Annotated in this window: 22 protein-coding genes, 1 tRNA gene and 2 pseudogenes; 18 read left to right on the forward strand and 7 right to left on the reverse strand. The window is 62.1% G+C overall.

Annotated features, from left to right (window positions below):
* Positions 1–3: 3 nt before the first annotated feature.
* From CFE428DRAFT_RS01245 to CFE428DRAFT_RS01255, 3 genes are all read left to right on the forward strand, one after another.
* On the forward strand, positions 4–1,041 hold the full coding sequence (locus tag CFE428DRAFT_RS01245) for a glycosyltransferase family protein (protein ID WP_006977591.1): 1,038 nt from the start codon (positions 4–6) through the stop codon (positions 1,039–1,041).
* Between the two features lie 102 nt (positions 1,042–1,143).
* Positions 1,144–2,682: a 2,3-bisphosphoglycerate-independent phosphoglycerate mutase gene (gene gpmI / locus CFE428DRAFT_RS01250; RefSeq protein ID WP_006977592.1), complete on the forward strand. Its 1,539-nt coding sequence runs from the start codon at positions 1,144–1,146 to the stop codon at positions 2,680–2,682.
* A 183-nt stretch (positions 2,683–2,865) separates the two neighbouring features.
* A tRNA-Gln gene (locus CFE428DRAFT_RS01255) sits at positions 2,866–2,939 on the forward strand.
* A 362-nt stretch (positions 2,940–3,301) separates the two neighbouring features.
* On the opposite strand, the gene CFE428DRAFT_RS01260 is transcribed toward CFE428DRAFT_RS01255, so the two are convergent.
* Positions 3,302–3,592, reverse strand: a complete 291-nt coding sequence (locus CFE428DRAFT_RS01260; protein ID WP_131989190.1) for a hypothetical protein — start codon at positions 3,590–3,592, stop codon at positions 3,302–3,304.
* Between the two features lie 411 nt (positions 3,593–4,003).
* Positions 4,004–4,447, reverse strand: a complete 444-nt coding sequence (locus CFE428DRAFT_RS01265) for a hypothetical protein (protein WP_006977596.1) — start codon at positions 4,445–4,447, stop codon at positions 4,004–4,006.
* A gap of 585 nt (positions 4,448–5,032) precedes the next feature.
* On the opposite strand from CFE428DRAFT_RS01265, the gene CFE428DRAFT_RS01270 reads away from it, so the two are divergent.
* Positions 5,033–5,743: a transaldolase gene (locus tag CFE428DRAFT_RS01270; protein ID WP_006977597.1), complete on the forward strand. Its 711-nt coding sequence runs from the start codon at positions 5,033–5,035 to the stop codon at positions 5,741–5,743.
* Positions 5,744–5,778: 35 nt separating this feature from the next.
* On the opposite strand, the gene CFE428DRAFT_RS01275 is transcribed toward CFE428DRAFT_RS01270, so the two are convergent.
* Positions 5,779–6,915, reverse strand: a complete 1,137-nt coding sequence (locus tag CFE428DRAFT_RS01275; RefSeq protein ID WP_006977598.1) for a substrate-binding domain-containing protein — start codon at positions 6,913–6,915, stop codon at positions 5,779–5,781.
* Positions 6,916–7,033: 118 nt separating this feature from the next.
* Here CFE428DRAFT_RS01275 and CFE428DRAFT_RS01280 point away from each other — a divergent pair, with 118 nt between their 5' ends.
* The 13 genes and pseudogenes from CFE428DRAFT_RS01280 to CFE428DRAFT_RS01340 all read left to right on the forward strand — a co-directional run bounded on the left by CFE428DRAFT_RS01280 (position 7,034) and on the right by CFE428DRAFT_RS01340 (position 19,700).
* On the forward strand, positions 7,034–7,495 hold the full coding sequence (locus CFE428DRAFT_RS01280) for a hypothetical protein (protein ID WP_006977599.1): 462 nt from the start codon (positions 7,034–7,036) through the stop codon (positions 7,493–7,495).
* A 136-nt stretch (positions 7,496–7,631) separates the two neighbouring features.
* Complete coding sequence (locus tag CFE428DRAFT_RS01285; protein WP_006977600.1) at positions 7,632–9,143, forward strand: sugar ABC transporter ATP-binding protein; 1,512 nt, start codon at positions 7,632–7,634, stop codon at positions 9,141–9,143.
* Entirely contained in the window at positions 9,140–10,072 is a 933-nt protein-coding gene (locus tag CFE428DRAFT_RS01290; RefSeq protein ID WP_006977601.1) for an ABC transporter permease, read from the forward strand. Before CFE428DRAFT_RS01285 ends, CFE428DRAFT_RS01290 begins: the two co-directional genes overlap by 4 nt.
* 32 nt (positions 10,073–10,104) lie before the next feature.
* The gene (locus tag CFE428DRAFT_RS01295) at positions 10,105–11,088 is read left to right on the forward strand and encodes a sugar ABC transporter substrate-binding protein (RefSeq protein ID WP_006977602.1); all 984 of its coding nucleotides are present in this window, start codon (positions 10,105–10,107) and stop codon (positions 11,086–11,088) included.
* Positions 11,089–11,224: 136 nt separating this feature from the next.
* Positions 11,225–11,854 (forward strand): RrF2 family transcriptional regulator, encoded by a 630-nt coding sequence (locus CFE428DRAFT_RS01300; RefSeq protein ID WP_006977603.1) that lies wholly within the window; start codon positions 11,225–11,227, stop codon positions 11,852–11,854.
* Between the two features lie 155 nt (positions 11,855–12,009).
* Positions 12,010–13,794: a putative porin gene (locus CFE428DRAFT_RS01305; protein ID WP_006977604.1), complete on the forward strand. Its 1,785-nt coding sequence runs from the start codon at positions 12,010–12,012 to the stop codon at positions 13,792–13,794.
* A 167-nt stretch (positions 13,795–13,961) separates the two neighbouring features.
* Entirely contained in the window at positions 13,962–14,192 is a 231-nt protein-coding gene (locus CFE428DRAFT_RS01310; RefSeq protein ID WP_006977605.1) for a YezD family protein, read from the forward strand.
* Between the two features lie 104 nt (positions 14,193–14,296).
* Positions 14,297–15,294, forward strand: a pseudogene (locus CFE428DRAFT_RS01315) (sulfate ABC transporter substrate-binding protein).
* Positions 15,295–15,327: 33 nt separating this feature from the next.
* Positions 15,328–16,188 carry a M14 family metallopeptidase gene (locus CFE428DRAFT_RS01320; protein ID WP_006977608.1) on the forward strand — a complete coding sequence of 287 codons (861 nt, stop codon included), beginning with the start codon at positions 15,328–15,330 and terminating at the stop codon, positions 16,186–16,188.
* Positions 16,181–17,155 carry an ABC transporter permease gene (locus CFE428DRAFT_RS01325; protein ID WP_165920075.1) on the forward strand — a complete coding sequence of 325 codons (975 nt, stop codon included), beginning with the start codon at positions 16,181–16,183 and terminating at the stop codon, positions 17,153–17,155. Before CFE428DRAFT_RS01320 ends, CFE428DRAFT_RS01325 begins: the two co-directional genes overlap by 8 nt.
* A gap of 4 nt (positions 17,156–17,159) precedes the next feature.
* Positions 17,160–18,048: pseudogene (gene cysW / locus CFE428DRAFT_RS01330) on the forward strand (sulfate ABC transporter permease subunit CysW).
* Positions 18,049–18,072: 24 nt separating this feature from the next.
* Positions 18,073–19,137 (forward strand): sulfate/molybdate ABC transporter ATP-binding protein, encoded by a 1,065-nt coding sequence (locus CFE428DRAFT_RS01335; RefSeq protein WP_006977611.1) that lies wholly within the window; start codon positions 18,073–18,075, stop codon positions 19,135–19,137.
* Positions 19,138–19,340: 203 nt separating this feature from the next.
* Complete coding sequence (locus CFE428DRAFT_RS01340) at positions 19,341–19,700, forward strand: YbjQ family protein (protein ID WP_006977612.1); 360 nt, start codon at positions 19,341–19,343, stop codon at positions 19,698–19,700.
* Here CFE428DRAFT_RS01340 and CFE428DRAFT_RS01345 read toward each other — a convergent pair.
* Complete coding sequence (locus tag CFE428DRAFT_RS01345) at positions 19,685–19,984, reverse strand: Dabb family protein (RefSeq protein WP_006977613.1); 300 nt, start codon at positions 19,982–19,984, stop codon at positions 19,685–19,687. The two genes, CFE428DRAFT_RS01340 and CFE428DRAFT_RS01345, sit on opposite strands and share 16 nt — an antisense overlap.
* 94 nt (positions 19,985–20,078) lie before the next feature.
* On the opposite strand from CFE428DRAFT_RS01345, the gene CFE428DRAFT_RS01350 reads away from it, so the two are divergent.
* The gene (locus CFE428DRAFT_RS01350; protein WP_006977614.1) at positions 20,079–20,576 is read left to right on the forward strand and encodes a hypothetical protein; all 498 of its coding nucleotides are present in this window, start codon (positions 20,079–20,081) and stop codon (positions 20,574–20,576) included.
* A gap of 133 nt (positions 20,577–20,709) precedes the next feature.
* Here CFE428DRAFT_RS01350 and mtgA read toward each other — a convergent pair whose 3' ends face one another.
* From mtgA to CFE428DRAFT_RS01365, 3 genes are read right to left on the reverse strand one after another with little or no spacing between them, the layout of a single operon-like run.
* Positions 20,710–21,426: a monofunctional biosynthetic peptidoglycan transglycosylase gene (gene mtgA, locus CFE428DRAFT_RS01355; RefSeq protein ID WP_006977615.1), complete on the reverse strand. Its 717-nt coding sequence runs from the start codon at positions 21,424–21,426 to the stop codon at positions 20,710–20,712.
* Positions 21,423–22,334 (reverse strand): coiled-coil domain-containing protein, encoded by a 912-nt coding sequence (locus tag CFE428DRAFT_RS01360; RefSeq protein ID WP_006977616.1) that lies wholly within the window; start codon positions 22,332–22,334, stop codon positions 21,423–21,425. Before CFE428DRAFT_RS01360 ends, mtgA begins: the two co-directional genes overlap by 4 nt.
* Positions 22,295–25,837, reverse strand: coding sequence for a coiled-coil domain-containing protein (locus CFE428DRAFT_RS01365; RefSeq protein ID WP_006977617.1), 3,543 nt, complete (start codon positions 25,835–25,837; stop codon positions 22,295–22,297). Before CFE428DRAFT_RS01365 ends, CFE428DRAFT_RS01360 begins: the two co-directional genes overlap by 40 nt.
* Position 25,838 lies beyond the last annotated feature (1 nt).

Below are 25,838 nucleotides of genomic sequence, written 5' to 3' on the forward strand. Positions count from 1 at the left end.
GTCGTGAGCGACTTCGCCCAGGCCGGTCTCATCTGCACGTTGCAGCGGCTGAATGACGCGCACATTGCGCGGGTGGAAACGGAGCTGGTCGAACTGGCTGGCGAGCGGCCGATCGCTCTGGTGTTGCCGTGTCATGGCCGCGATCTGGAGCAGCCGGTCTTCGGGCGGATGCTCGAGGAACTGCGCGACGCCCGGTTCCTCCGCGAGATCGTCTTCAGCGTGAACGACGTCGCGCCCGCGACTTTACAAGCCTTGCCGGAACGCCTCGCGGTGTTGCCGCAAAAGACCACGCTGCTGCACAATGAGCCGGGCGCCGATCAGCCCGCGGGCAAAGGCCGCAATGTGCGCGTGGCTTTCGAGTATCTGGCGAGGGCCGGGGAGTGCGCGATCTTCGCCACGCAGGATTGCGACGTAGCCAGCTTCCGGCGCGTCGATCTCGCCCGGCTCTGCTACGCCGTGGCGCATCCGCAACTCGGTTACCGCTTCGCGAAGATGTATTACTCGCGGGTTACAGATCGTCTTTACGGTCGTGTCTCACGCTTGTTTCTCGCGCCGCTGCTCCACGCCGTGGTGCGTGTGGCGGGACATCTCCCGCTCGTCGATTTTCTGCTCAGCTTCCGCTATCCGCTGGCGGGCGAAGTGGCGTTGACCCGGGAGTTGGCGATGCAATTGCCGATGAGTTCCGGATGGGGGCTGGAGATCGGCCAGCTCTGCGAAATTTTCCGCCGGATCGATCCGCGCGAAGTGTGCCAGGTCGATGGCGGCGCCGGTTACGATCACAAACACCAGCCCGCGACGACAGCGCTCGCCGGCATGGCCGGAGAAATCGCGCACGAGCTTTTCGCTCAACTCGCCGCCGAAGGCCTGGCGAAGGACGTCGCCTTCCACGCGGCGATCGCCGCCGCCTATCGCCGCGAAGCCGCCCACGCCCTGCGTCGAAGTGCCAGCCTTGCATTGATCAACGGTCTCCCCTTCGACGAAGCCGCCGAGCACGCCATGCTCGAGACGTTCGCGCGGCAATTGGACGCGCCGTCTTTTTAGGCTGGATTGAGAGGTTGCTGCAAGGCGCCGACAAAACAAGTGGAGACTACAAACAACTCCGTACTTGGCCGGGTGCCCATTCGGTGCTTCCCTACGCCCGCCATGCCGAAAAAGCCTGTTGTTCTTATTATTCGTGACGGCTGGGGAATCAATCCCGGCGGTCGGGCCAAAGCCCAGGAAAACGGTGACGCCACGTTGCTCGCCAGGACTCCTTTCCACGATTATCTTTACGCCACCTATCCGCAGAGCACGCTGAGCGCGAGCGGCATGGACGTGGGCCTGCCCGATGGGCAAATGGGTAATAGCGAAGTCGGCCATCTCAACCTCGGGGCGGGCCGCATCGTCTACCAGGATCTCACGCGCATTAACAAAGCAATCAAGGACGGCGAGCTCGCCAAGAATCCGGTACTCATCGAAGCCTTCGCCAAGGCCAAGGGACACCGCTTGCATTTTCTCGGATTGGTCAGCGATGGCGGGGTGCATTCGCATCAGGATCATCTCATCGCCCTGGCCAAAGCGGCGCACGACGCCGGCGTCGACGACATCCTCGTGCATGCCATCACCGATGGCCGTGACACCTCGCCCACCGGCGGCGCGGGATTTCTCGCCGAGGTGCAGAAAGGCCTCGAACCGTCGGGCGCCAGGATCGCCACGGTGATCGGTCGCTATTACGCGATGGATCGCGACAAGCGCTGGGAGCGGAACAAGCTCGCGTGGGACGCAATCGTGCTCGGGCGCGGCCCGGTATCGGACAAGACGCCGAGCGAGGCGGTCTCCGAGGCTTACGCCAAGGAACCGCGCGGCGACGAATTCCTCACGCCGATTATCTTCTCGCATGCCAATGAACAACGCATCCGCGATGGCGATGTCATCGTGTGGTTCAACTTCCGCGCCGACCGCGCGCGGCAGCTCTCCCTGGCCTTTTTGAAAAAGGACTTCAACGGCTTCGACCGCGAAGTCACCCCGGCCGTCCACTACGTCACGCTCACCGAGTATGACGAGACCTACGGCGTGCCCGTGGTCTTCGCGCCGCAATCGTTGAAGAACATCCTCGGCGAAGTCGTCAGTGCCGCGGGCCTCAAGCAACTCCGCATCGCCGAGACGGAGAAATATCCGCACGTGACCTTCTTCTTCAATGGCGGCGTCGAGGAACCGTTCCCCGGCGAAGACCGCACCATCGTGCCGTCGCCCAAGGACGTGCCGACCTACGATTACAAGCCGCAGATGAGCGCGCCGGAAGTGACCGAAAAAGTCCTCGAGGCACTACCCAACTACGACCTCGTCATCCTCAATTTCGCCAACCCCGACATGGTCGGCCACACCGGCGTCGTCGAGGCGGGCATCAAGGCCGTGGAAACGATCGACGATTGCGTGCGCCAGGTGGTCGAGAAGACGCTGTCTCTTGACGGCCAGCTCCTCCTCACTGCCGACCACGGTAATTGCGAACTTATGCGCAATCCGGACGGCTCGCCCAATACCGCCCACACCACCAATCTGGTGCAATTCATCTACGTCGCCAAAGAGGGGGAAAAGGCCAAGCTCGACAGCGGTATCCTCGCCGATGTCGCGCCCTCGCTCCTTGCCCTGCTCGGCCTCCAGCAGCCCGCGGAGATGACAGGGAAGAGCCTGGTGCACCGGTAAGCGGCCGAAATCGGAATGGGAGAAAGGGGGGAGAGGGAGAATGGGAGAAGGACTTGATCCCCCATTCTCCGTTTCACCCATTCGCCCATTCGTGCATTTGCCCTCAAATTGGCATTGCGCAATCCGCGCGAATTCGTAGCTTTCCCGGCTCCGCGCCTTCGGGCGCGGGCATCTTCAGTTCGTTGGCCGATGGTGTAGTGGTAGCACAGGGGTCTTTGAAGCCCTTAGTCTAGGTTCAATTCCTAGTCGGCCAGCCACTGGTATGTGATATGGCGCGCGATGACGCTGTGATTACTCTGTTGTGCGCGCGGATCGAGAATCCTGAAACGAGACAGGGCGCGCCCCGATACGCTTTTTCGAGGCCACTTTTTGGTTACCTCGCTCCGAACTCGAGCCGGGTTTCGTTGATGGCCATGGTGCGGGCGGTCTCGAACCATTTCGGGGCGAGCTCCTTCGGGACCAGGTAAAAAAGCTCCTCAGGGTCATTCGCCACCCTCGCCGATGGTGTGCGGCGAGCGTGTCATCAGGTCGAACAAAATGAGGCTCAGGCAGTAGCGCGACTCAGGGGGGATGTGCTCCTCGCGCATTCGAGTTCCCAGCGCCGGCGGTAAAGCAACCCCTAGTTTTGGTGTTGGCTCTTGGGATCTGCCCGACTGGACATCTCGTTAATCACTGAAACAGCAGCGACGAAGAAGAACATGACTGCAAAGTAGCAGAGAAATTTGTGGGCCAATGATCCGCGCCCGATTCCTCCTGTAGCCCAATAAAGAACATTTCCCGCAGAGAAATAGAGCAGGATTATAACTGCATGAGCCTTGATGAATTCATCTACTGAGTAAGCAGGATGGAAATACCGGTTGATGGCGATCACGCAAACATTCCAGATCAGCCATAAGGTGAATTCTGCCACTCTCCGTTTCATGCCCGGTCAATAGCCGAAGCGCCGTATTGTGGCGAGCCTCTATTCCTGCGCTTTCTTCTCCTCCAGGCGCTCCAACTCGTGCCGCCACCACGCTCCGAGCTCTTCCTCCTGGCCGGTCTCCCTCCCGCGCTCCAACATCGCAAAGGCATTGAAGGTCAGCGTCGCTTGGCTCTACGACGAGGCGTAGAAACCATCGTGACCTTCCGAACGCCGCGCCCCGGCCGCTAAAAGGGCAATTGCTGTGAATCGCCGCGTTTTCCTATTCGGTTTGTTGTGGGTTCTGTTGTTTTCGGGAGGGTAGGCCAAGGCATGGCTGTAACGGCGATTGCCCATAGACCCTTCCCCTGAACCCTATTTTGCAATTTCGTGCTGTGACCCTATTTCGTGCTGACATGGTCACTATCGCTCTATCGCCTGCGGAAAAGTTTTCTCGACCGTCTCACGAAATGCGTGAGGGATGCTGGTGAGGCGGAGTCCGCTAGGGCGGTCGCAAATGGTACTCTTGGCGGAAGACGGATTCCGCCAGTCGATGAACTCGAGATAGTCCGACGTGGCCCACCAAAGATGATGAGAATCATTGTGCCAGAAGAACACGAATGGCTTGTCGCGCTGCGCGCGGGTTGAGGAGGTGATGGCAATAGACCTTGAGCCGTCTTTTAGGGACGTTGCTGTCTTGATGGTGTAGGAGACTTCGCCGTTCCCGTTGAGAAATAGGCGCAACTCCGTGTCTGGTGTTAGTGAATATGTGCCTAGCCGAGTAAAGAGGTTCGCGGATTCAGATGCGTTGGTGAAGGATACGCCAGCAACCAGTAGCAGGATTAAAAAATTGCGTACCGTATTCATGCAGGCGATGGGCTTCGTTGGGAAATCCAACCAGAATGATGGTCGCCACCCACCCTGATATGCTTACCCGTGGTGCGAGCGAAAATTTTCATAACTCGGCTTCGACTAAAGCACTGTCCCCATCGGAAAGGCAAAGCAAAGTCTATCTGGAGCGGCCGCGTGAATCTGCGAACACGCAGGCTCGATGATCGACAACGTTTCAAAAGAAGCCGTCCGCGCCAGTTTATGACCCTCACTTCTTCTGCGTCTCACAAACGACCCTTTACCGGCACCCGAAAGTAAGTAGTGACCCGCTTTAAGCGGCGGTCGCTTTTCAAGGATGATATAAGTAAAATTTCCCTTCATCATCCGCCTGTCACCTTCTTCACGTAGATTTCCTATTGGTTCAAGCGTCCTTCGCGATCTTCACAAAAAACGGGAAGCTGGAAAAAAACTGGTTGGAGTGGCGGAAATGGAATCGTCCGAGCGTCCATCAACGCGGGTTTGTTCTGTCAGTAGCAAGTTTCAGGTGGTGCTGTCAGCTTTGGTGGCAGTTGTCATGTTCGTCGTTGCAAGCCATGAGAGGCGCGCGGGAACATCGGCGCTATGAACGACCTCAATGTGAAAATCTATGCGGACGGCGCCGACAAGGAGGGGATGCTGGCCCTCAACGATGATCCGCTGATTCAAGGGCTCACCACCAATCCAACGCTGATGGTCAAGGCGGGCATCGCCGACTATGAAGCGTTTGCGAAGGACGTCCTGACGTTCATCCGCACCAAGCCAATTTCATTCGAAGTGTTCTCCGACGAGTTTCCCGAAATGCGGAGGCAGGCGCTGAGGATTCGTGACTGGCAGGACAACGTCTACGTCAAGATCCCGGTCAGCAATTCGCGCGGGGAGAGCTCGATTCCGTTGATCCGCGAACTGTCGAAGGAGGGCGTGAAGTTGAATGTCACCGCCATCCTGACCATCGGCCAGGTGCGCGACGTGGCGGACGCCCTGGATGCCGCGATCGCCGCGGTAGTGTCGGTTTTTGCCGGGCGGATTGCCGACACAGGCCGTGATCCGATGCCGCTGATGCGAGCCTGTCGCGCGCTTCTGGAAGCCCGCCCCAGGGCGGAACTGCTCTGGGCCAGCGTGCGCGAAGTTCTGAACATTTTTCAAGCGGAGGAGTGTGGGTGCGACATCGTCACCGCGCCGCATGACATTCTGGGGAAGGCCCGAAAGTTCTGCGGCATGGATCTCGCCGCACTCTCGCTGGAGACGGTGAAGATGTTCAGCGAAGATGCCACGAAGGCGCGCTTCCATCTGTAGCATCGGGCATCGTCATTTCCGAAAACCCGTATCCGTCACTTACCGCGTGTGCCTTGATAAGCGCCGCACGATTCGCGGACCACCAGGCGTGGGGTCAGGAGCAGCGTGCGCGCGGGAAGCATGGGGTCGGCGATTCGTTCCAGCATGGCGCGGAAGGCGGTGAGTGCGAGGTCGGGGCAGGGTTGTTCCATCGTGGTCAGCGGCACGGTGAGCAGGCTGGCGAATCGCACGTCGTCAAAGCCGACGAGGCGCACGTCTTTTGGCACGGAAATCCGCAGGCGGCTGAGCGTTTGCAGCAATAGCGCGGAGACCTGGTCGCTGGCGCAGAGGAGCGCGTCGCAGGTGCGCGGCTGCGTGAAGGTGCGGACAAATTTGGCGTCCGCCGGATCGCCGGTAAAAACGAAGGCCCGCGGATTCTCCAGGCCGTGCGCGAGCATCGCGGTGCGCGCGCCGGCGATTCGGGCATCCACCGTCGATGCGCTCAGCGGTCGCGTGATGTAGGCCAGGCGACGCGCACCCAGCTTGATGAGGTGCTCGGCCAGCAGAAAGCCGCCGGCGAAATTGTCGATGCCGACGAGGTCGAGCGGGCTGCGGTTTGGGAAGGGGCCGATGTCGCGGTCCAGCAGCACGACGGGGATGCCCGCCGTGCGCAGGCGGTCGATGATGCGGCGGTTCGCGTCCTCTCGGTCGGCGCGGTGCTCGAACGGGGCAAAGAAAACACCCGCTACGTCGCGTTCGATGAATTGGCCGCAGAGCGCCTCCGCCTCTTCCACGCTCATATCCGAATCCACGCCAGCGGGCTGGGTGCTGCCGCTCCACCAGAGTCCGCAGTCGTGCTGCCGGGCAAGGCTGGCGAGGGTGCTGCAAATGGACTCGAAAATTTCCGTGCGCCGCAGGCTGGGTACGATGAGGCCGAGCTGCAATGCGGTGGGGCGCGCCGCCTTGCCCGGGGCCGGCCCGGAGCGGAGGTAGGTGCCGGAGCCCGCGCGGCGCTCAATGAGACACTGCTCCTGGAGATCGCGGAGCGCGCGCCCGATGGTGGGCCGCGAGACGCCGAAGCGCTTTACAAGCTGCGCCTCGCTGGGCAGCCGGCCCGAGCGATTGAACTTGCCCGCGGTGATCTCACTCGCGAGTTGGCGGGAGACGGTCTGGTGTTTCGAGGGGGCATTCATGGCGCAAATGCAGTCAGTAACAGGTGAAAAGTAGTTCTGACAGATTTTATTGAAGCTGTCATGTTCGTCATCGCCATGCGATGGGCGTGGCCGCAGCGTGACCGCTGAACACACCCCTATGAACACCGCTTCCTGGCAGACCATCCCCGCGCGCATCGTCCCCGGCTTCCGCCTCGCCTCGGGATCGAACGGCGACCCGTGTTTTCCCGGCGGCACGCTGCGGATGCAGACGCCGCACTTCCGCACGCTCGGCCTGGATCTCGGCTGCTTCCACCCCGGCACGGTGAATGCCAAAATCGCGCCGCGGCACTTCCGGACAGGGCGGGCGCGCCATACCTTCCGGCAGGTGAAATGGCATCCGACCGATCCGGCGGAAGACTTTTCATTCTTTGATTGCCGGCTTCTCCGCGACAATGCGCCGCCGGTCGCGGGCCTCATCTACTATCCGCATCCGGAGACCAAACCTAAGCACTTCCCGGAACCCGATGTTCTGGAAATGATCCTGCCGTGGATCGAAGGGCTGGGCTACGGCGCGGCAATCAGTCTGCAGGTTCCCGCGGATCAAATCATCATCGAGTGAATTCGAAAAACAGCCTACGAACACGCAGGCTCCCGCCGGTTCATTCGAGCAGGCACGGGCGGAAGCGCTCGCGCTGGATGTCCCCGCCGCTGCGAACACTTCCCGGCGTGAAGCCATCTCTGCATATAGTGATCGCATGAACGCCGAACCGTCCCCCCCGGTCACGCTGCTGGAATTCCGCGATATCGCGAAGTCTTTTGGCGGCGTATGGGCACTCAGCGGCGTGAGCTTCGACCTGCGGGCGGGCGAGATTCATGCGCTGCTGGGTGTGAATGGCGCGGGGAAATCCACCCTCATCAAGACGCTGGCCGGCATCCACACGCCGGATGTGGGAGAAATCTGGATGGACGGGAGGTGCACGCCGATCAGCAGTCCGGCGGATGCGATGCGGCTCGGTGTCCGCGTCATCCACCAGGAGCTATCGCTTGCGCCGAACTTGAGCGTGGCCGAAAATTTATTTCTTGGCCGCGAACCGGTGCGGCTCGGCCTGCTCGACCGGCGCGCCATGGAGCGCGCCGCGGCATCGCTGATGCGTTCGCTGGGTTTTGATGAACTGGCCGATGTTACCGTGCGCGTGGAGACGCTGCCGATGGCGCTGCGGCAGCTCGTGGAAATCGCGCGTGCGCTGTCCGCCGCCGCGCGCATCCTCGTGCTCGATGAGCCGACGACCTCGCTCACCGCCGCCGAGTCCGCGGCGCTGTTCCGCAAACTGGAGGCGCTGCGCGCCCAGGGCGTGGGGATCATTTACATCTCGCACCGGCTCGGCGAAATCAGCCGCCTGGCGGATCGCATCACGGTCCTGCGCGACGGCCGGAGCATCGGCACGCAGGATGCGGCGCATCTCGACGCGGCGGCGCTGGTGAAGTGGATGGCGGGCCGTGCAGTCGCGGAGGTCGCGCAGCGACCGGCGATGGCGGCGGCGGGCGGCGTGGTTTTGCGCGCGGTGCATCTGCGCAACGCGCGCGTGCGGGACGTGAGTTTCGAGTTGCGCGAGGGCGAGGTGCTTGGGCTCGCCGGGCTGGTCGGCGCCGGCCGCACCGAACTGGCGCGGGCGCTTTTCGGAGTGGATGCGCTGGAGGCCGGCGAGATCGAGATCGGCGGCCGGGCGCTGCCGCATCCGTCGCCCGCTGCCGCCCTCGCCGCGGGTCTCGTGCTCGTCCCGGAAGACCGCGAGCTCGAGGGCTTGATCATGGACCAGAGCGTGGCCTTCAACGCGGCCTTGCCGTGGACCGCGCGGTGGCTGCGCCGGGGCTCGCTGGATCACGCGCTCCGCCGGGCCATCGTCCAGCGCGCGCTCTCTGCCTTCGCGGTCAAATGCGCGAACGCGGACGCGGCCGTCAGCACGCTCTCCGGCGGCAACCAACAAAAAGTCCTGGTCGGGCGCTGGCTGGAGAGCCGCCCGCGCGTGCTCATCCTCGATGAGCCCACGCGCGGCGTGGATGTGGGTGCGCGGGCCGATTTGTTCGGGGTCGTGCGCGCGCTCGTCGAGCAGGGCATGGCCGTGCTGCTCATTTCGTCCGATCTCGATGAGGTGCTGGATTTTTCCCATCGCATCGCGGTGTATCGCGAGGGGCGCATCCGCCGCACGGGCGCGGCGCGGGACTTCGACCAGGAAACGCTGCTTGCCGAACTGACCGCCACCGCATGAAAAATTGCAAAGCCATCCTCCCGCTGCTCGGCGCCGCCGTGCTCCTGCTGGCGATTTTCCGTGCGCTGGCGCCCGCCTTTCTCAGCGGCAGCAATCTGCTCGATCTCGCCCAGCAGATTTCCGTGAATGCCATCCTCGCCTTCGGAATGACGCTGGTGATTCTTTCCGGCGGAATCGATCTCTCCGTGGGTGCCCTGCTGGCGCTGGGCGGGACGGCCGCCGCCGCGATCCTGCCGGCGGGTGGATTCATCGCCGCGCTGGCTGCGGGCATTGGCGTGGGCGCGCTCTTCGGTCTGGGGAACGGGCTGGTGACGGCTCGGACGCGGATTCCACCGTTCATCGTGACGCTGGCCACCATGCTCGTCGCGCGCGGTTGCGCGCTACGCTTCAACGAGGGCCGCCCGATGAGCATCGCGCTCACCCAGGAAACCTTTCTCGCTCTCGGTAATAGCCGCTGCGCCGGAGTGCCGCTGCCGGCCATTTTCATGGGCGCGCTCTTTGTCCTGGGCAGCGGGCTGCTGCACCGCACGCGCTACGGCCAGCATCTCTACGCGATGGGCGGCAGCCGCGAGGCGGCGCGTTTCACCGGCATCGGCGTCGCACGCGTGGAAGTCATCGCCTATGTGCTCTGTGGCGCGTTGGCGGGAGTCGCGGGGCTGATCCAGACCGCGCAGCTTTACAGTGCGGAACCGGCCAGCGGCCAGGGCTTCGAGCTCAATGCCATCGCCGCCGCCGCCGTAGGGGGAGCGAGTTTCAAGGGCGGACGCGGTACGATGCTGGGCACGCTGCTCGGCGCGATTATCATCGGCATTCTCGACAAGGGTCTCAACCAGGCAGGCGTGCATTTTTCTTTTCAGTATATGGTCAAGGGCGCTGTCATTCTCGCCGCCGTGGGCAGCGACGTGTGGCGGCGCAAGGAGACTCGATGAATTCCGCAATGCCCTCCAACAGCTGACACGCCATGAACCGACAGCCCGCCGCCTTTCTTTCTTCCGCCCGCCGCCCGCCGTTTCCATTTTTGCGCCGGCTCCTCCTGTGTAGCCTCATCGTGCTGGTGGGCTGCGAAAAGAAGCCCGCGCCGGACACTGCCGGAGCGGCGGGGAGCCGGTTCTTCGCCGTCTCGTTCCAGACGCTGAACAATCCGTTTTTTGTCGATTTGAACGACGGCCTGAAGCAGGTGATCGACGAGCACGGAGATCGTCTGGTCACGCTCGATGCGCAATTCAGCAGCCTCAAGCAAAAGAACGATTTGAGCGACGTGATTGAGCAGAAGCCCGCGGCCATCTTTCTCAATCCGGTGAACTGGGAAAGCGTGCGGGCGACACTCATCGCGGCGCGAAACGCCAAAATTCCCGTCATCGTCGTGGACGCGCCGGTGCCCGACGCAGACCTCGTGCTCGCGCAGGTGGCGAGCGACAACGTGGCGGCCGGCCGCCTCGCCGCCCAGGCCCTCGGCGATGCGCGGCCGCAGGCGAAGGTCGCCATCCTCCAGTACAGCGTGAACAAAGCCTGCGTCGATCGCGTGGCCGGCTTCACCGACGTGCTCGCGAAGAGTTTCCCTGGCGCCACCATCATCGCCCGACAGGACGTCAAGGGCACCAGCGAGGCCACTCGCCCCGTGATGCGCGATCTGCTGGGACGTTTTCCCGATTTGGATGCGGTCTTTCCGATCAACGATCCCGGCGCCATCGGCTGCGTGTCCGCCATCGATGCCGCGGGACGCAGCGGCAAAGTCCTCGTGGTCACGGTGGACGGATCGCGCGAGGCGGCGCAGTTCATTCTCAACGGCGGTATCCACAGCACCTCGGCGCAGTTCCCGAAAAAGATCGGGAGCCTCGCCGCCGGGGCCGCCTACGACCATCTCGCGGGGAAGCCAGTGGACAAGGAAATCAAAGTGCCGGTGACCCTGGTCACCAAGGCGAACGCGGCGGAATTTGTGAAATGAGCCACGCCGATCCCATGCCAGTGGGCGACGGCTGGCTCAACGAAGACTAAAAGACCCAAGTCGGAGGGGAACGATTTTCGTTGAGAGGGAGATTCCATAATCCCTCCAACTTGCTTAGTATGCGATTGTTCCACCTATGAAACTCTCCAAACGCGGCGAATATGCCCTGCGTGCTCTCATCGACTTCGGCATTGCTTACGAGCTCGGCCGGCCCCTGTTGAAGATCGGAGAGTTGGTGGAAAAAGAGCGCCTGCCAGTGAAATTTCTCGAGCAGATACTCACCCAATTGCGCGGTGCCGGTTACATCGAGACAAAGAGGGGGAAGGCCGGCGGCTACTTCCTCGCCAAGCCGCCGAAGCAGATCAGCCTCGGGCAGGTGATCCGCCTCATCGATGGCCCGCTCGCGCCGATTTCCTGCGTCAGCGTCACCGCTTACGAGCGTTGCAGCTGCCCGGATGAAGCGCACTGTGGCCTGCGCATGCTCATGCTCGATGTGCGCAACGCCATCGCCCGCATCCTCGATCGCTACGTGTTGGGTGACGTGGTGGACATCACGCTGCGCAAAATGCGCCGCGACAACGTGCCCATCCCTTTCATCGTGGAAAAGCTGCTTGGCCCTTCCACGCCGCGCAGCGGAGAGCCGGGCTTTGTGGATGACTTTCCGCTCGGCGGATTTCTCGCCGAACTGGAGGAGTCGAAGTCGGACAAGGGAACGCGTCCGCCGGCGCGGCCGAAGGCCAGGGGAAAAGCGCCCGGGAAAAAATAGCGCTTGTAAAGTATACCGACTAAGTAGATAAGAAAAACGCCTGCGTTTCGCGGGCTTCGTTTTGCCCACCATTTCCGTGGAGGCATTGACCTTACGCACCCACTTCGGGCCGCGCCACCGGACCTCCGGCGGCGGTCTTTGTCTTCCAAGGAAACATGACGCAAAACATTTCTCAGCGCAGCGCCGGCCTGCGCCACCTGCCCACCGGTTTCGGTCTTGCCATCGTCGCGACTGCTCTGGTCGCCACCGCCTCGCTCTCCCGCGCCCAGGATTCCGGCGCGCTCATCGACAAGCTCGTGCAAAAGGGCATCCTCAGCAGCAAGGACGCGGATGAAGTCCGCACGGAAATCCAGCAGGACGCTGCCCAATCCCAGATCGGCAAGATCGCTCTGAGCAACTCGGTCACGCAATTGCGGCTCTACGGCGACCTGCGCCTGCGCTGGCAGTACAATGATTCACAGCAGCAAATTCCGGACGGCAACAATGTGAGCCAGCAGTCACGCTGGCGCTATCGGTTGCGGCTCAATGCCGACTGGCAACTCGGGAATGATTGGTTCGCGGGCGTGCAGTTGCAGACCGGGCAGGCCGCCGACTCGGGCAACCAAACTTACAGCAACGGCTTCAACAACGATTCCATCTTCATCTCCCGCGCCTTCCTCGGCTACCAAAACGACTGGCTGAAGATCATTGCGGGCAAACAGGCCAATCCGTTTTACACCACCGATCTGGTCTGGGATCCGGACATCAATCCGGCGGGCCTGACCGAGACGATTGCGTTACACAAGATGCCGCTCTTTGGCGGTTCAGCGGGGCCGGATGGCAAGGACGGCATCTCCGTGCCGACGCATGTTTCTCCGTGGGAAGCCACGCTGGTCGCCGGTCAGTTCATTTTCGGCGACAACAACGAGTTCAGCAATACTGGCGACCTCAGCAGCGACCCGTGGATCTTCGATGAGCAGCTCATCGTGAAATACAATTTCAACAAGGATACCAGCGTCACTTTCGCGCCTGGTTTCCTCGTGGAATCGGCCGGCCATGTGTCGGGGGCGCTCGATTCGCTTCCGTTTACGGACGCGGGCGCGATCAGCAGCGGGACAACGGCGGTGCAGACCACCGTGCAGAATGCGAACCAGGTGCAGATTTCCTATGACGCGAAGGGTGTGCCGACCAAGACGATCACCCCGCTGACCACGACCACGACCACGCAAACGACGATCACCCCGAACAACCGGACTGTCGGTTCGGCCACGGTCAGCGGACCGCGGACGATTACCTCGACCGCGGCATCCGGACGGAATGGAGGAGTGATTACCCTGACGGGCAAGGCTTCGGGGCTGGCGACGGATCCGTCCAAGGCCAATCAAACCACCACCAGCGTTCAGACCACGCAGAAGCAGACCGTTTCGACGACGAACAATGTCACCTTGCCGGGCATCACTGGTGAGACCCGCGCGCTGCACATTCTCACCGCGCCGGGTGACATTTCCTTCAAGCTCGGAGGGATCAAGACGAAGCTCTACTGGGATGTGGCCTATAACTTGAGCGGCCGCGATCGCTTCGACAACGTCTACGAGCTCAAGGACTTTGGCAGCCGTCCCTACAAGACGCGCGACGGACTGTCCTGGCTCGTCGGCCTGCAGCTGGGTGAGACCAAGAAGAAGGGCGACTGGCAGGCCTACATCAACTACCGCGAGGTGGGCATCGCTTCCATCGATCCCAATCTGAACGACTCGGACTTTGGGTTGAGTGCGTTGAACACGCGTGGCTTCAAAATCGGCCTGGCCTATGCGCTCACCGATTTCGTGGTCCTGAATGCCACCGGCTACATCACCTGGAACCTCGACGACAATCTCTACGGCGGACGCGCCACCAGCGCGGGGGGCATCGCCCCTTACAACGCGGCCAACGAGGTGCAGCTCGACGTGAACATCAAGTTCTAGATCGAGAGCGACAGCGTGGGAATCAGGCCCGGCGTCACGCCGGTGGCGCCGGGCCTCCCCTCGCGACGCGTTTATGTCACACGCTCCGGAAAAACCTCTTGCCAACTGAATTAACACATACTAAATCAATCTCTATTATACAACTAGAGATTAATCCGCCGCATCCTATGTCCAATTCCGCCGCTTCTTCCCGCCGCCCCGCTCAAACCGCGGGTGACGCGACCGAATCCGCCGAGGAAACCGCTGTTGCGGCTCCGTGGGTTGCGGTCGTCACCGAAAAGGTCAGGTCCATGCGCTACGGCATCGTTCAGATCGTCGTGCACGATTCCAAGGTCGTGCAGATCGAACGGACGGAGCGCACCCGGTTCGACATTCCGCAATCCACGGGCCAGCGCTAAGGCCGCTCAATCCTCTTTCCACCCCGGGGCAAGGCTTTCGCGATGCTCTCGTCCTCGCAAAAACCACCGAAACCGCCACTGCCAACCCTGAACCTGATATCCGCATGATCCTAAAATCGCTTCTCGCTTCCCTCGCCGCCACCCTCAGCCTGGCTTCGCTCGCGTCCGCGGAGACGGTGACTTTGCTCAACGTCTCCTACGATCCCACCCGCGAATTTTACCAGGAGTTCAACGCCGCCTTTGCGAAACACTACAAGGGGGAGACCGGCAAGGATGTGAACGTGAAACAATCGCATGGCGGCTCCGGCAAACAGGCGCGGGCGGTGATCGATGGCCTGGACGCCGACGTGGTGACTCTCGGGTTGGCCTACGATATCGACGCCATCGCCGCAAAAGCCGGGCTGCTCAGTAAAGATTGGGCCAACAAGCTGCCGGACAACAGCGCGCCCTATACCTCCACGATCGTCTTCCTGGTGCGCAAGGGAAACCCCAAGGGCATCAAGGATTGGGACGATCTCATCAAGCCCGGCGTGAAGGTGATCGTGCCGAACCCGAAGACCTCCGGCGGTGCCCGTTGGGCGTATCTGGCTGCCTGGGGGCAGGTGCTGGCGCGTGGGGGCGATGATGCCAAAGCCAGGGCCTATGTGGCGGATCTCTATAAACACGTGCCGGTGCTGGACTCCGGGGCGCGTGGCTCGACGACCACTTTCGCGCAGCGCCGCGTCGGTGATGTATTGCTGTCCTGGGAAAACGAGGCGTATCTCGCGTTGAAGGAATTCGGCGCGGACAAATTTGAGATCGTGAATCCGTCGGTGAGCATCTCGCCGAGCCGCCCGTGGCGGTAGTGGACAAGGTGGTAGACAAGCATGGAACCCGAGCGGTCGCGGAGGCCTACCTGAAATATCTCTACTCGCCCGAGGGGCAGGACATTGCCGGGAAGAACTATTATCGCCCGCGGAATACCGAGGCGGCGACGAAATGGGCGCAGAATTTTGCCCCTATCAAGCTGTTCACCATCGATGAAAAGTTTGGTGGCTGGGCCAAAGCCCAGAAGACCCATTTCGATGACGGCGGTGTCTTCGACAGCATCTACAAGCCGTAGCCGCGAACCGTTTGATCGAGAGAAATTTCCATCATGGCCACCACGACGATTCCTGAACTGATGAAGCAAATTGATTCGAGGACGAACGAGGACTTCACGCCGTCCCTCGCGCAGAGAAACTCGATCAAGAAACTGCTGTTGCCGCTCTTCCTGCAGGTCGGCACCACGGCCCAGTCGTTGCGCGCCGATTCCGCGGGCTTCTGGCATGTGGGCGAGGAGCGTTACTGGTTGCCGCGCCTGGTTTTCCGCGGCGCGCAGGAGACCGGCGAGGAGACGATCCGGTTGGCCATCTTCGCTGGCTTGCACGGCGATGAGCCGGCGGGCGTGCACGCGCTCGTGGATTTGCTCCGCGTGCTGGAGGCTGACCCATTCATGGGACGCGCCTATCGCATCCACATCTATCCGCTGTGCAATCCCACGGGATTCGAGGATGGGACGCGGCACTCCCGCAGCGGGGCGGACCTGAACCGCGAATTCTGGCGCGGCTCGCTGGAGCCGGAGGTGGCGATCATCGAGCGCGAGCTGCTCCTGAATAAATTCCACGGCATCATCTCGCTGCATTCGGATGACACCAGCGATGGCGTCTATGGTTTCGTGCGCGGCGCGACGCTCACCCAGCATCTCATGAAACCTGCCCTGGCGGCAGCAGAGGCGGCGCTGCCGGTGAACCAGGCGGCGATCATCGACGGCTTTCACGCGGTCGAGGGGATCATTCACACCGCCTATGACGGGATCCTGACAGCGCCTCCGGGAACGACGCCCGCGCCTTTCGAAATCATCCTCGAGTCGCCGCATCACGCGCCGATGGATTTGCAGCGCCAGGCCTTCGTTTTGGCGCTCGAGCAGATCCTGCGTCACTACCGCCGCATGATTTCCTACGCCGCGAATCTCTAAAATGTCTGCACTCCCTTCGCCAAAGACCAAACGCGTTTTGCCGGGTTTCGGAATCTCGCTCGGATACACGCTGCTGTACCTGAGTTTGATCGTGCTCATTCCGGTGAGTGCCTTGTTCTTCAAGGCGTCGGGCATGGGTTGGGAGGCCTTTTGGAGCGCGGTTTCCGCGCCCCGGGTGGTGGCTTCCTATAAACTGAGCATCGGTGCTTCGCTGGCCGCGGCGACGATCAATGCGGTGGCGGGATTGCTCGTGGCCTGGGTGTTGGTGCGCTACCGGTTTCCGGGTAAGCGACTGGTCGATTCATTGGTCGATCTGCCGTTTGCGCTCCCGACCGCCGTGGCCGGTATCGCGCTTACGACCATTTATGCGCCGACGGGTTGGATCGGCCGCTGGCTGACGGCGGATGGTCTGAAGCAATTGATCCATGCGCCGCTCGGCATCGTCGATGCCATCCTGGCCCATGCGGGTAGTGCCTTCACGACCGTGCCGTTCGCCCAGTGGTTGGAGCGGTTCATTCCCGAGGACGGAATCCAGACCGCCTTCTCTCCGCTCGGCGTGACCATCGCGCTGACCTTCATCAGCCTGCCCTTTGTCGTGCGCACCGTGCAACCGGTGCTCGAGGATCTGAATCCGGAATTGGAGCAAGCCGCGGCGACCCTCGGCGCCAATCGCCTGACCACCTTCTGGCGGGTCATTTTGCCAGAGATCTGGCCCGCGCTGCTCACCGGCTTCGCCCTCGCCTTTGCCCGGGCCATCGGGGAATACGGTTCGGTGGTTTTCATATCCGGCAACATGCCGATGAAAACGGAGATCACGCCGCTGATCATCATCACGAAGTTGGAGCAGTTCGATTACCGCGGGGCGGCGGCGGTCGCAGTGGTGATGCTGCTCATTTCCTTCACGATGCTGCTCGTCATCAACCTGCTGCAGCGCCTGTCCTCGCAGCGCTTCGCCGCTCCCCTTTGATCCTATGGCCGGCACCGTCACACTTCGCGCGCCGATTACGGCGCCAACTCCTTCCACGAGAACCATCGCTTCGCCACGCTGGTTCCATTGGGCATTGATCGGGAGCACGTTGCTGTTTCTCGTGCTGTTCCTTTTCCTGCCGCTGGCCGCGGTTTTCGTGGAGGCGTTTCGCAAGGGTTCGGAAGCGTTCTTCGCCTCCTTTCACGATGAGGATGCGCGCTCCGCGATTCGCCTGACGCTCACGGCGGCGGGCATTCGCCGTGCCGCTCAATATGGTCTTCGGCCTGGCGGCATCGTGGGCGATCGCCAAGTTCAATTTTCCCGGCAAGAGCCTGCTCATCTCGTTCATCGATCTGCCGTTCGCGGTGTCGCCGGTGATCTCGGGTCTCGTCTATGTGCTGCTCTTCGGCGCACAGGGTTGGTTTGGGCCGTGGCTGCGCGAGCACGATATCAAGATCATCTTCGCGGTGCCGGGGATCGTGCTGGCGACGGTCTTCGTGACCTTTCCTTTCGTCGCCCGGGAATTGATTCCGCTCATGCAATCGCAAGGCAGCGAGGAAGAGCAGGCGGCGGTCAGCCTCGGCGCGAATGGCTGGCAGACTTTCTGGCACGTGACGCTGCCCAATGTGAAGTGGGCGCTGCTCTATGGAGTGATCCTGTGCAACGCCCGGGCGATGGGGGAATTCGGCGCGGTGTCCGTGGTGAGCGGGCACATCCGCGGCGAGACCAACACGCTGCCGCTGCACGTGGAGATTCTTTACAACGAATACAACTTCGTCGCGGCCTTTGCCTGCGCCTCGCTGCTCGCGCTGCTCGCCTTGGTGACGCTAGCGCTCAAGGCCATCGTCGAGGCGAAGTCTTCCCGCGCCGCGATTGAATCCAGCGTGCTGTGATCGCGCACAAACCCGTCTATTCCCATGAGCATTGAAGTCCAAAACATCAGCCGCCGCTTCGGTAACTATACCGCGCTGGAGCAAGTGAACCTGCGCATTGAGAAAGGCGAACTGGTGTCGCTGCTCGGGCCGTCTGGTTCGGGCAAAACGACGCTCCTGCGCATCATCGCGGGTTTGGAAAGCTCGGATACGGGGCGCGTGTTGCTCCACGGGCAGGACGCGACCGAAGTTGCAGTGCGCAAGCGGCAGGTCGGCTTTGTCTTCCAGCACTACGCGCTGTTCCGGCATATGAACGTGTTCGACAACGTCGCCTTCGGCCTGAACGTCCGTTCGCGTAGGACGAGGCCATCGAAGAGCGAGATCCGCGAACGCGTTTTCAACCTGCTTAAACTGGTCCAATTGGAAGGACTGGAGAAGCGCTACCCGACACAGCTCAGTGGTGGTCAGCGGCAGCGCGTGGCGCTTGCTCGTGCCCTCGCCATCGAACCGAAAGTGCTCTTGCTCGACGAGCCCTTCGGCGCGCTCGATGCCAAGGTGCGCAAGGAATTGCGCCGCTGGCTGCGGCAGTTGCACGAGGAACTGCACATCACCAGCGTCTTCGTCACTCACGATCAGGAGGAAGCGCTGGAGGTCGCCGATCGCGTGGTAGTGATGAACAACGCGCGCATCGAGCAGGTCGGCACGCCGCGGGAGATTTACGATCATCCGGCGACGCCATTCGTGAACGAATTCCTCGGCAACGTGAACTCGCTGAGTGCCCGTGTGGAGGAAGGTCGGGTGCATGTCGGCGCGATCGATCTCCTCGCACCGCTCGACCTGCAGAACCAGCAGGCGGCCATTGCCTATGTGCGACCGCACAACATCCAGCTTACCCGGGTGAAGAACGGCAAGCCGGTCCTCGAGGTGAAAGTGCGGAACATCTATGCCGCCGGCCCGACGGCCCGCGTGGAACTCGAACGCACCGACACGGGCGAAGAACTCGAAGCGGAAGTCCCGCGCCTTGAAGAGCAGCATCTCGGTCTGAAGGTCGGCGAGACGGCCTTTGCCAGCCTGCGCGAGGCTCGTATTTTTCCCGCGGGGAAGTCCTGAGGGGCTCTTGTTCTTAATCGTAATCTTAATCTTACTCTTACTCTTACTCTTACTCTGTCCACGTTCGGCTCCTGGAGGGGATTAAGATTACGATTAAGATTAAGATTAAGAAGCCAGATGAGGACCGTTCGCCATGACGTAGGCGGTGACTCCGTAGCCTGCTGCGGTCTTGCTTTTGCGGACGCTCCGTTAACACTGGGCGTATGAACGACTCCATGACCAGCACGACGTTTGAGATTTCGGGCTATCGGACGGTAAAGACGATCGGTCTGGTTCGCGGGATCATCGTGCGTTCGCGCTCCATCGTCGGGAACATCGGCGCGGCGTTCCAAACGCTGCTCGGCGGCAACATCACCATCTACACCGAGATGTGCGAAAAGGCGCGGTCCGATGCCTATCTGCTGATGCTCCAGCACGCGCAGGAGCGTGGCGCGAACGCAATCATCGGCGTGCGCTACGATGCGACGGAGGTCATGCAGGGCGTGACCGAAGTGCTCTGCTACGGCACGGCAGTGGTGGTCGAGCCCGTCATGCCGGAAGTGCCCGGTTATTCGAAGTCGTAAATGACAACGCGGGCGCAGTTCGGCTTGAATGCCTTCTCGACGAACTCGAGGTGCAGCGGGTGCACCTGGTAGTCGTCCTGCTGCTGCTTGTTCTCGAACTGCAGGTACAGCGCCACCTGGTAGGTCTGGTCGACGACGTCGCGATGGCTCTTCGCCATCCGGCCGATGTGGAAGCTGCGCACGCCGGGGATGGGGCGGAGATATTGTTCCGCGCCGGCGATCAGCGCGTCGGTCGCACCGGGAATTTCAGGCTTCGTCCAGAAAATAACGACGTGGGAAAACATAAACTGGGGAATTGATTAAAATAGATTGAAGGTTGTGGACGCGCAGTTTGGTATCGGATGCGTTCACCGTCGGCAACGCCGCAATCCCGATTTCATGAAGCTTTCTTCCATCCTCATTTCCGCCACTGGGGCAGTGCTGCTCGCCGGTTGCAATTCGCTCGATAACCCGATCTCCAATCTGTTCCACGGTGCGGGCAATGATTCCCGGGTCTACAACTCGCAGACCGGACAATGGGAATACCCGCCGGACAAGCGACAGAAGAAGACGGCTGCCGCGACAGCGACGCCATCGCCGCAGAGTTTCAACGATACGCGCTACTGGGACCCGCAGCGCAATCAGTGGGTGCAGACGGATCAGCCGCGGACGCCGACGTCGCCGAAGGTCAAGCCGACTCCGGCGCCCGCGGGCGCCACGGCCACTGCGCCCGCTCCGCAAGCCCCGCCTCCGCCTCCGCCGCGTCCCGATCACGAGACCGGCGTCTACAACGCCTCGACTGGCAAGATCGAGTGGCAGACTTCCGACGCCAATGTGCCGCGCGGCGCGGCCCCGGTGGAACCGAAGAAGAAGAAGCATTGGTACTGGCCGTTTTAGAGGGGTTGAGAGTTGAGAGTTGAGAGTTGAGAGCCGCGTGTTCACCTACGAGAGCGCGGCTGGAGGGCACCGCTCCGTCGGTGCCGTGAGCGAGGAAGCGACGGCGCGCTTCCCTCCAGCTTCGATTCGGAAGTTAACGCGCCGACAGCTGCGGGAAGTTGACCTGTTTTTCCTGTTGCTGGATGTGTGAGATGCGCGCGGCGAGCCGTGGAGTGGGGGAGCGCGGATCCCAGCCGCGTGGGTTGGGCAGGATGGCGGCGAGTGCGAGGCATTGATCGCGATTGAGATCGTGGGCGTTGACGCCATAGTGTGCGTGGGCCGCGGCTTCGATGCCGTAGACGCCGTCGCCCATCTCGATCACGTTGGCGTAGAGCTCGAGGATACGGCGCTTGGAGAGCAGCACCTCCATCCAAAAGGTGTAATACGCTTCGAGTCCCTTGCGGATCCACGAACGCTCCTGCCAGAGGAAGAGTGACCGGGCGCATTGCATGGTGATCGTCGAGGCGCCGCGCACTTCCTGGCCAGTGCGCTCCGCGTGCTTCTCGGCGGCGTGGATTTCCCGCCAGTCGAAACCGTGATGACGAAAGAAGCGCTGGTCTTCGGCGATGAGCGCGAACTTGAGGAAGTCATGTGGGACGCGGGCCATGGGCAGCCAGGTGTATTGACGCGGAGGCGAAGGATGTCCGGCAAACCGAGCTTCCACCGGACGTAGCAGCATCAGCGGTGTGATCGGCGGATCGACGAAGCGCACTGCAGCGACCTCGATGACGGGGATCACCGCCAGGATGAGGATGAGGATGAGGACCCAGCGCCACCAGCGCGGGCTTGCTCCGCGAGCCGCTTTGCTCAAAGAACGCGAACCTGCGGCGGCGGAATGACCACCGGACGAACCCGCGGAATCTTCAGGCGGCCTTCTTCATCCTGCAAAGCCGGGGTGACAATCTCGGCGGCGGTGATGTCGATGACGTTGGATTCCTTCTTCTTCTCGCGAGCTTTTGCGACGGGGACTGGCTCCGGCTCAGGTTCCGCGACGGCTGGCTCGGGTTTCATCGTGCCGGCGGAGACATCGTGCTTCATCGCGGTGAACGCCACCTTGGTGTCCATCTCCTCGAGCAATTGACGCTGATCGTCTACGAGCTTCTCGATGCGTTCGCGCAAGGCGTCACGCTGCTGGGCGATGCTGTCGCGCTCGCGGCGCAACCGGACAAGGTCACGCTCGGCGCGCGTCTTGGTCTCGTTGTCGGCCACGGCAAACGCGGCGCGTTCCTTCTCAAATTCGTTCAGCTTGTCGGCGAGCCTGGCGCGCTCGGCGTCGAGCTGGGAGAGCGCGTCGTCGCGCTGCTTCACCACCGTCTTGAACTCGCTGGCAAAAACCCCGGCTTGCGCCTTGTGCGTCTCGCGGGCCTGCTCGAGCTCGGCGGTGACCTTTTCTTTTTCGGCCCGCACCGTATCGCGCTCCTGCGTGAGAGCGACATGCTTTTGCTCGGCTTCGACGGACACGGCGGCGAGCCGTTCGGCCACGCTCGCGCTGTCATGCTGGGCGCTGTCGCGTGCGGCGAGCAGCGACGCAATCTCTGCGGGATACTTGCGTTCGGCTTCGGCCAGCGCGGCGCGCACCTTGTCACGCTCGGCGGTCAAGGCGGTCACCGTAGCGTTCATCTGCTCGGCGAGCGCGGCGACGGCATCGGACTTCTCGTCGCGCAGACTGTGCACCGCTTTCACGTGACTCTCCTGCAGCCTGGCAATCCGCTCGTCCACCTCGGAGGCGATCGCAGCTTTTCCGCGGCGATCTTCGCCACCGCCGCATCCTTCTCGGCCTTAAGAGCGTTGAGCGCCCGCTCGTGCTTGCTGGTGAGCGCCGAGATGGCGGCCTGATGTTCGGGCAATTGTTTGGCGGCTGCTTCCATGCGAGCGGTGAGTTCCGTGCGGCTGTCCGAAAGAGCATTCTCCGTGCTCCGCAACCTGGCCTGAAGTTCTTCGATCGACTTGCGCGCTTCGGCCAGCTGCGATTCCACGGCGACCTTGATGGCCTCCATCTTTTGGAAATTGGCGTGCAGATCCGCGATCGTCTTGTCGTAAGTGGCGCGTGCGGCGGCAAATTCCGTCGAGAGCGCTTCCTTCGAGGCGCGCAGGGAATCGCGATCCCGATCGAGCGCGGCAAAGGCGAGACCATGCTCCTGCTTGGCGGCGGCCAATTCGCCGGCCATCGTCTCGATCTTCGCGACCAGTTCGTCGCGATTCTTCGTCACGTCGGTAAGCGTCTTTTCCAGCGCGGTGCGCGCCGCGGATTGCGTCTCGCGGCCGGCACTCACTTCCTGATGTTGATTGCGGAGGCCGACGAGTTCCTTCGTCACCGTCTCGAGTTGGTCGCGCAACTTGTCGCGATCCGCCGTGAGTTCGGTAAGCGCCTTGTCGTGCGCTTCTTTCGCCGCGCCCACATTGGAGGAAGCCGCTTCCTGCGAAGCGCGCAGCCTGGTCAATTCGTCGGTCAGCGCCTTCTTTTCGGCCGCGAGCTTGTCCTGCGCGGCGCGCAAGCCGGCCAGATCGCCTTCGAGCTTCTGCTTTTCCTGCTGCTGCGCCGCCCGGACTTTCTCGATCTCGGCCTTCAGCGTCTCGTGCTCCTTCTGTAGCGCATCGCGCTCGGCCAGCGTCTTTTTGTTCTGATCCTGCAGGCTGGAAGCGTTGGCGTCGCCACTCTTGCGCGCGGCTTCGAGTTCGCCGGTGACGCGGGCGTGTTCCTTGGAAAGTGCTTCGTGGGCCTTGGCCGCCACCGCGGCTGCCGCCACTGCCGCGGTCGCCGTCGCGAGTTCGCGGGTCAGGCGTTCCTTCTCCTCGCGCTGCTGGGCGAGTTCCGACTGCTGGGTGGGAATCGTCGCGTTGAGCTGTTGCAGCGAAGAATCCTTCTCGGCGAGCGACGCCGTGTGCTGCTGCTTCAGTTTCGCGAGTTCTTCCTGATGTTGCTCGATCGCCCGGGCATGTTCGGTACGGGCCGAAGCCAGTTCCTGGGTGAGACTCTCGTTTTCCGCGGCGAGCTTCTGCGCGCGGGTGGTGATCTTCGGCACCGCGCCCGCCTGGGTCTGCAACGAATTGAGCCTGGCGGTGAGATCTTCGCGTTCGGTGGTGAGAGACTTGAGCTGCGCCTGCAACTTCTCGTTCTCCGCGCGGACCTGCGAAACGTCATCCTTCGTCTTGTTGTGCTCGGTCTCCACGCCCTGCAGCGCTTGCAGCTTCGCCGCGAGATCCTCGCGCTCGGCTTGCACGGACTTGAGTTGTGCCTGCAGCTTCTCGTTTTCGGTCCGGCCCTGTGCCGCGTCACCCCTGGCCTTGTTGTGCTCGGCTTCGACGCCTTGCAAGGCCGTCACCTTCGCGGCGAGGCCTTCGTGTTCAGCCTGCAGCGACTTGAGCTGGCCCTGGAGTTTTTCGTTCTCCGCACGAAGCTTGGTGACTTCTTCCTGAGATTGTTTTTGGTCCGCCTCCACCTTCGCGGAGAGCTGCTTCTGCGGGCCTTGATCCGCGAGCGATTTTTCGTGCTCCGCGACCTTGGCGGCGAGCTTCTTCTGCTCGCCCTTGAGCGCTTCCTTTTCCTGGAGCAGCGCTTTGATGCGGGTGCGGTAGGACTCGATGTCCGCCTCGAATTGCGCCATGGCGGCCACGCCGGCCCCCGAACGATCCTCGGCATTGGCCAGCTTCCGGCGCGCGTCCTCGAGATCCGCGGTGAGCTTCGCATTGACCGTCTGCAACCCCGACGACATGTCCTGCAGCTCTTTAATATTCCGCGAGGATTCCGTCTCACGCTTGCGCAAGGTGCCTTCGTGTTCGCGCTGGAGCGAACTTTGCAATTCCTGCAGTTTCGCGACGCTCTCCTGTTGGGTGCGATCGGCGGCCGCGAGCTGACGCTCGACTTTTGCCTTCGCTTCACGCTCGCGCACCAGTTCCTGTGCGTTATCGCGCTGGGCGGTCTCAAGCACCGAGATCCGGCGTTGCAATTCGTCAACCTGCTTCTGGGCCGCTGCCGCGGCGATCGCGCCACCCGCCGCTCCTGCAGCCACCTCGCCGGCGACCGCACCGATCTTGCCGCGCTTTTGAAATTCGGTGATCTGCTTGGAAAGATTGGCCTGCTGCTGCGCCAGGGCGTCGCGTTCCGCGATGAGGTCCTTGATCCGATGATCGGTGCCCTGCGCCGCCTTGCTCAATTCCACCCTGGCGTTGGAAAGTTCGAGTTTATACGCATCGCGCTCCTGCTGAACCTTGGCAAGATTCTCCGCGCTCTTGGCCGCGACGCTCTTCTCAAATTCGACCTGCTCGTTCTTGTCGTCCGACTCCTTTTTCGCGCGAACGAGTTCGACAATGACCTTTTCGCGTTCTTCGAGCAATGCCTTGCGCTGTTGGTCGGCCGCCGCGAGTTGACGTTCGTATTCGCCCTTGAGCCGCGCCACGAGGCCGCGCATGACGTCGCGCGCCTTGATCGCGTCGTCCTTCGTCATCTTCTCGTCTTCCTCGGCATTCGGAGTGGGAATCGGAATCTCGGCCGGCCTGGGCAGCGGGGCTCCGGCCACCGGAGGCGGTGGTGCGGCCGTCTGCGGCTGCAGTTGCGTTTGCGGTGCCTGGGGTGGCGCCTGCGTCGCGGTATCCGCCGGACTGCCCGGGATAATATTGCGGACAGCACGGCGCGAACGCAGTTTCTCCGCCAGTGAATCCGCGGCGGCGGCGGTGAGGCCGGCGGGCGCCGGACCGCTCTGCGGATTGCGGTGCGCCAGCAGCATCTTCATCACCTTCTGCCAGGGGAAGCGCACTTCCACATTGTCGGAAGGGAGAATCTCTCCACGGAAAATGTTCGGGCAGCGCCGATAGATCTCCGAGACGGGAACGGTCGTCTGGCCGCGGGCAATGCGATCCGCCAGATCACCTACTTCGAAGGCCAGGGACGTGGCCGGATCTGGCTTTTGATCGCCGAGCAGGTGCGCGGGAATGCGCGGGAGAAAATCGCCGAGTTCGAGAGTGATCTCGTACTGGGGGCCGAGCGCCGCCGCGAGCCCCGCGGCGGAAATCGTGGAGGGCGCGTCCTTCTTCGTCGGCGCTTTCAAATCAGCATTGTAGCCAGCCGCCACCGTGGTGGCTGCGATCTGGACTGCGGGATCAGGTTTGCGGGACGGTGCTGGCTCCCCTTTGGTTTCGGGAACTGCTTCGGGCCTGGCCTGAGTCGCATTCTCCGGCGTCTTTTCTTCAGACGCTTTTCGTTTGAAACGATCGAGGAATGACATG

Source organism: Chthoniobacter flavus Ellin428 (assembly GCF_000173075.1).
GTDB lineage: Bacteria > Verrucomicrobiota > Verrucomicrobiia > Chthoniobacterales > Chthoniobacteraceae > Chthoniobacter > Chthoniobacter flavus.

Bases quoted from the DNA above. Each gene is read 5' to 3' on its own strand.
- gpmI (WP_006977592.1), top strand. From the start codon at position 1,144: ATGCCGAAAAAGCCTGTTGTTCTTATTATTCGTGACGGCTGGGGAATC.
- CFE428DRAFT_RS01265 (WP_006977596.1), bottom strand. From the start codon at position 4,447: ATGAATACGGTACGCAATTTTTTAATCCTGCTACTGGTTGCTGGCGTA.
- CFE428DRAFT_RS01270 (WP_006977597.1), top strand. From the start codon at position 5,033: ATGAACGACCTCAATGTGAAAATCTATGCGGACGGCGCCGACAAGGAG.
- CFE428DRAFT_RS01275 (WP_006977598.1), bottom strand. From the start codon at position 6,915: ATGAATGCCCCCTCGAAACACCAGACCGTCTCCCGCCAACTCGCGAGT.
- CFE428DRAFT_RS01280 (WP_006977599.1), top strand. From the start codon at position 7,034: ATGAACACCGCTTCCTGGCAGACCATCCCCGCGCGCATCGTCCCCGGC.
- CFE428DRAFT_RS01285 (WP_006977600.1), top strand. From the start codon at position 7,632: ATGAACGCCGAACCGTCCCCCCCGGTCACGCTGCTGGAATTCCGCGAT.
- CFE428DRAFT_RS01290 (WP_006977601.1), top strand. From the start codon at position 9,140: ATGAAAAATTGCAAAGCCATCCTCCCGCTGCTCGGCGCCGCCGTGCTC.
- CFE428DRAFT_RS01295 (WP_006977602.1), top strand. From the start codon at position 10,105: ATGAACCGACAGCCCGCCGCCTTTCTTTCTTCCGCCCGCCGCCCGCCG.
- CFE428DRAFT_RS01300 (WP_006977603.1), top strand. From the start codon at position 11,225: ATGAAACTCTCCAAACGCGGCGAATATGCCCTGCGTGCTCTCATCGAC.
- CFE428DRAFT_RS01305 (WP_006977604.1), top strand. From the start codon at position 12,010: ATGACGCAAAACATTTCTCAGCGCAGCGCCGGCCTGCGCCACCTGCCC.
- CFE428DRAFT_RS01310 (WP_006977605.1), top strand. From the start codon at position 13,962: ATGTCCAATTCCGCCGCTTCTTCCCGCCGCCCCGCTCAAACCGCGGGT.
- CFE428DRAFT_RS01320 (WP_006977608.1), top strand. From the start codon at position 15,328: ATGGCCACCACGACGATTCCTGAACTGATGAAGCAAATTGATTCGAGG.
- CFE428DRAFT_RS01335 (WP_006977611.1), top strand. From the start codon at position 18,073: ATGAGCATTGAAGTCCAAAACATCAGCCGCCGCTTCGGTAACTATACC.
- CFE428DRAFT_RS01340 (WP_006977612.1), top strand. From the start codon at position 19,341: ATGAACGACTCCATGACCAGCACGACGTTTGAGATTTCGGGCTATCGG.
- CFE428DRAFT_RS01345 (WP_006977613.1), bottom strand. From the start codon at position 19,984: ATGTTTTCCCACGTCGTTATTTTCTGGACGAAGCCTGAAATTCCCGGT.
- CFE428DRAFT_RS01350 (WP_006977614.1), top strand. From the start codon at position 20,079: ATGAAGCTTTCTTCCATCCTCATTTCCGCCACTGGGGCAGTGCTGCTC.
- CFE428DRAFT_RS01365 (WP_006977617.1), bottom strand. From the start codon at position 25,837: ATGTCATTCCTCGATCGTTTCAAACGAAAAGCGTCTGAAGAAAAGACG.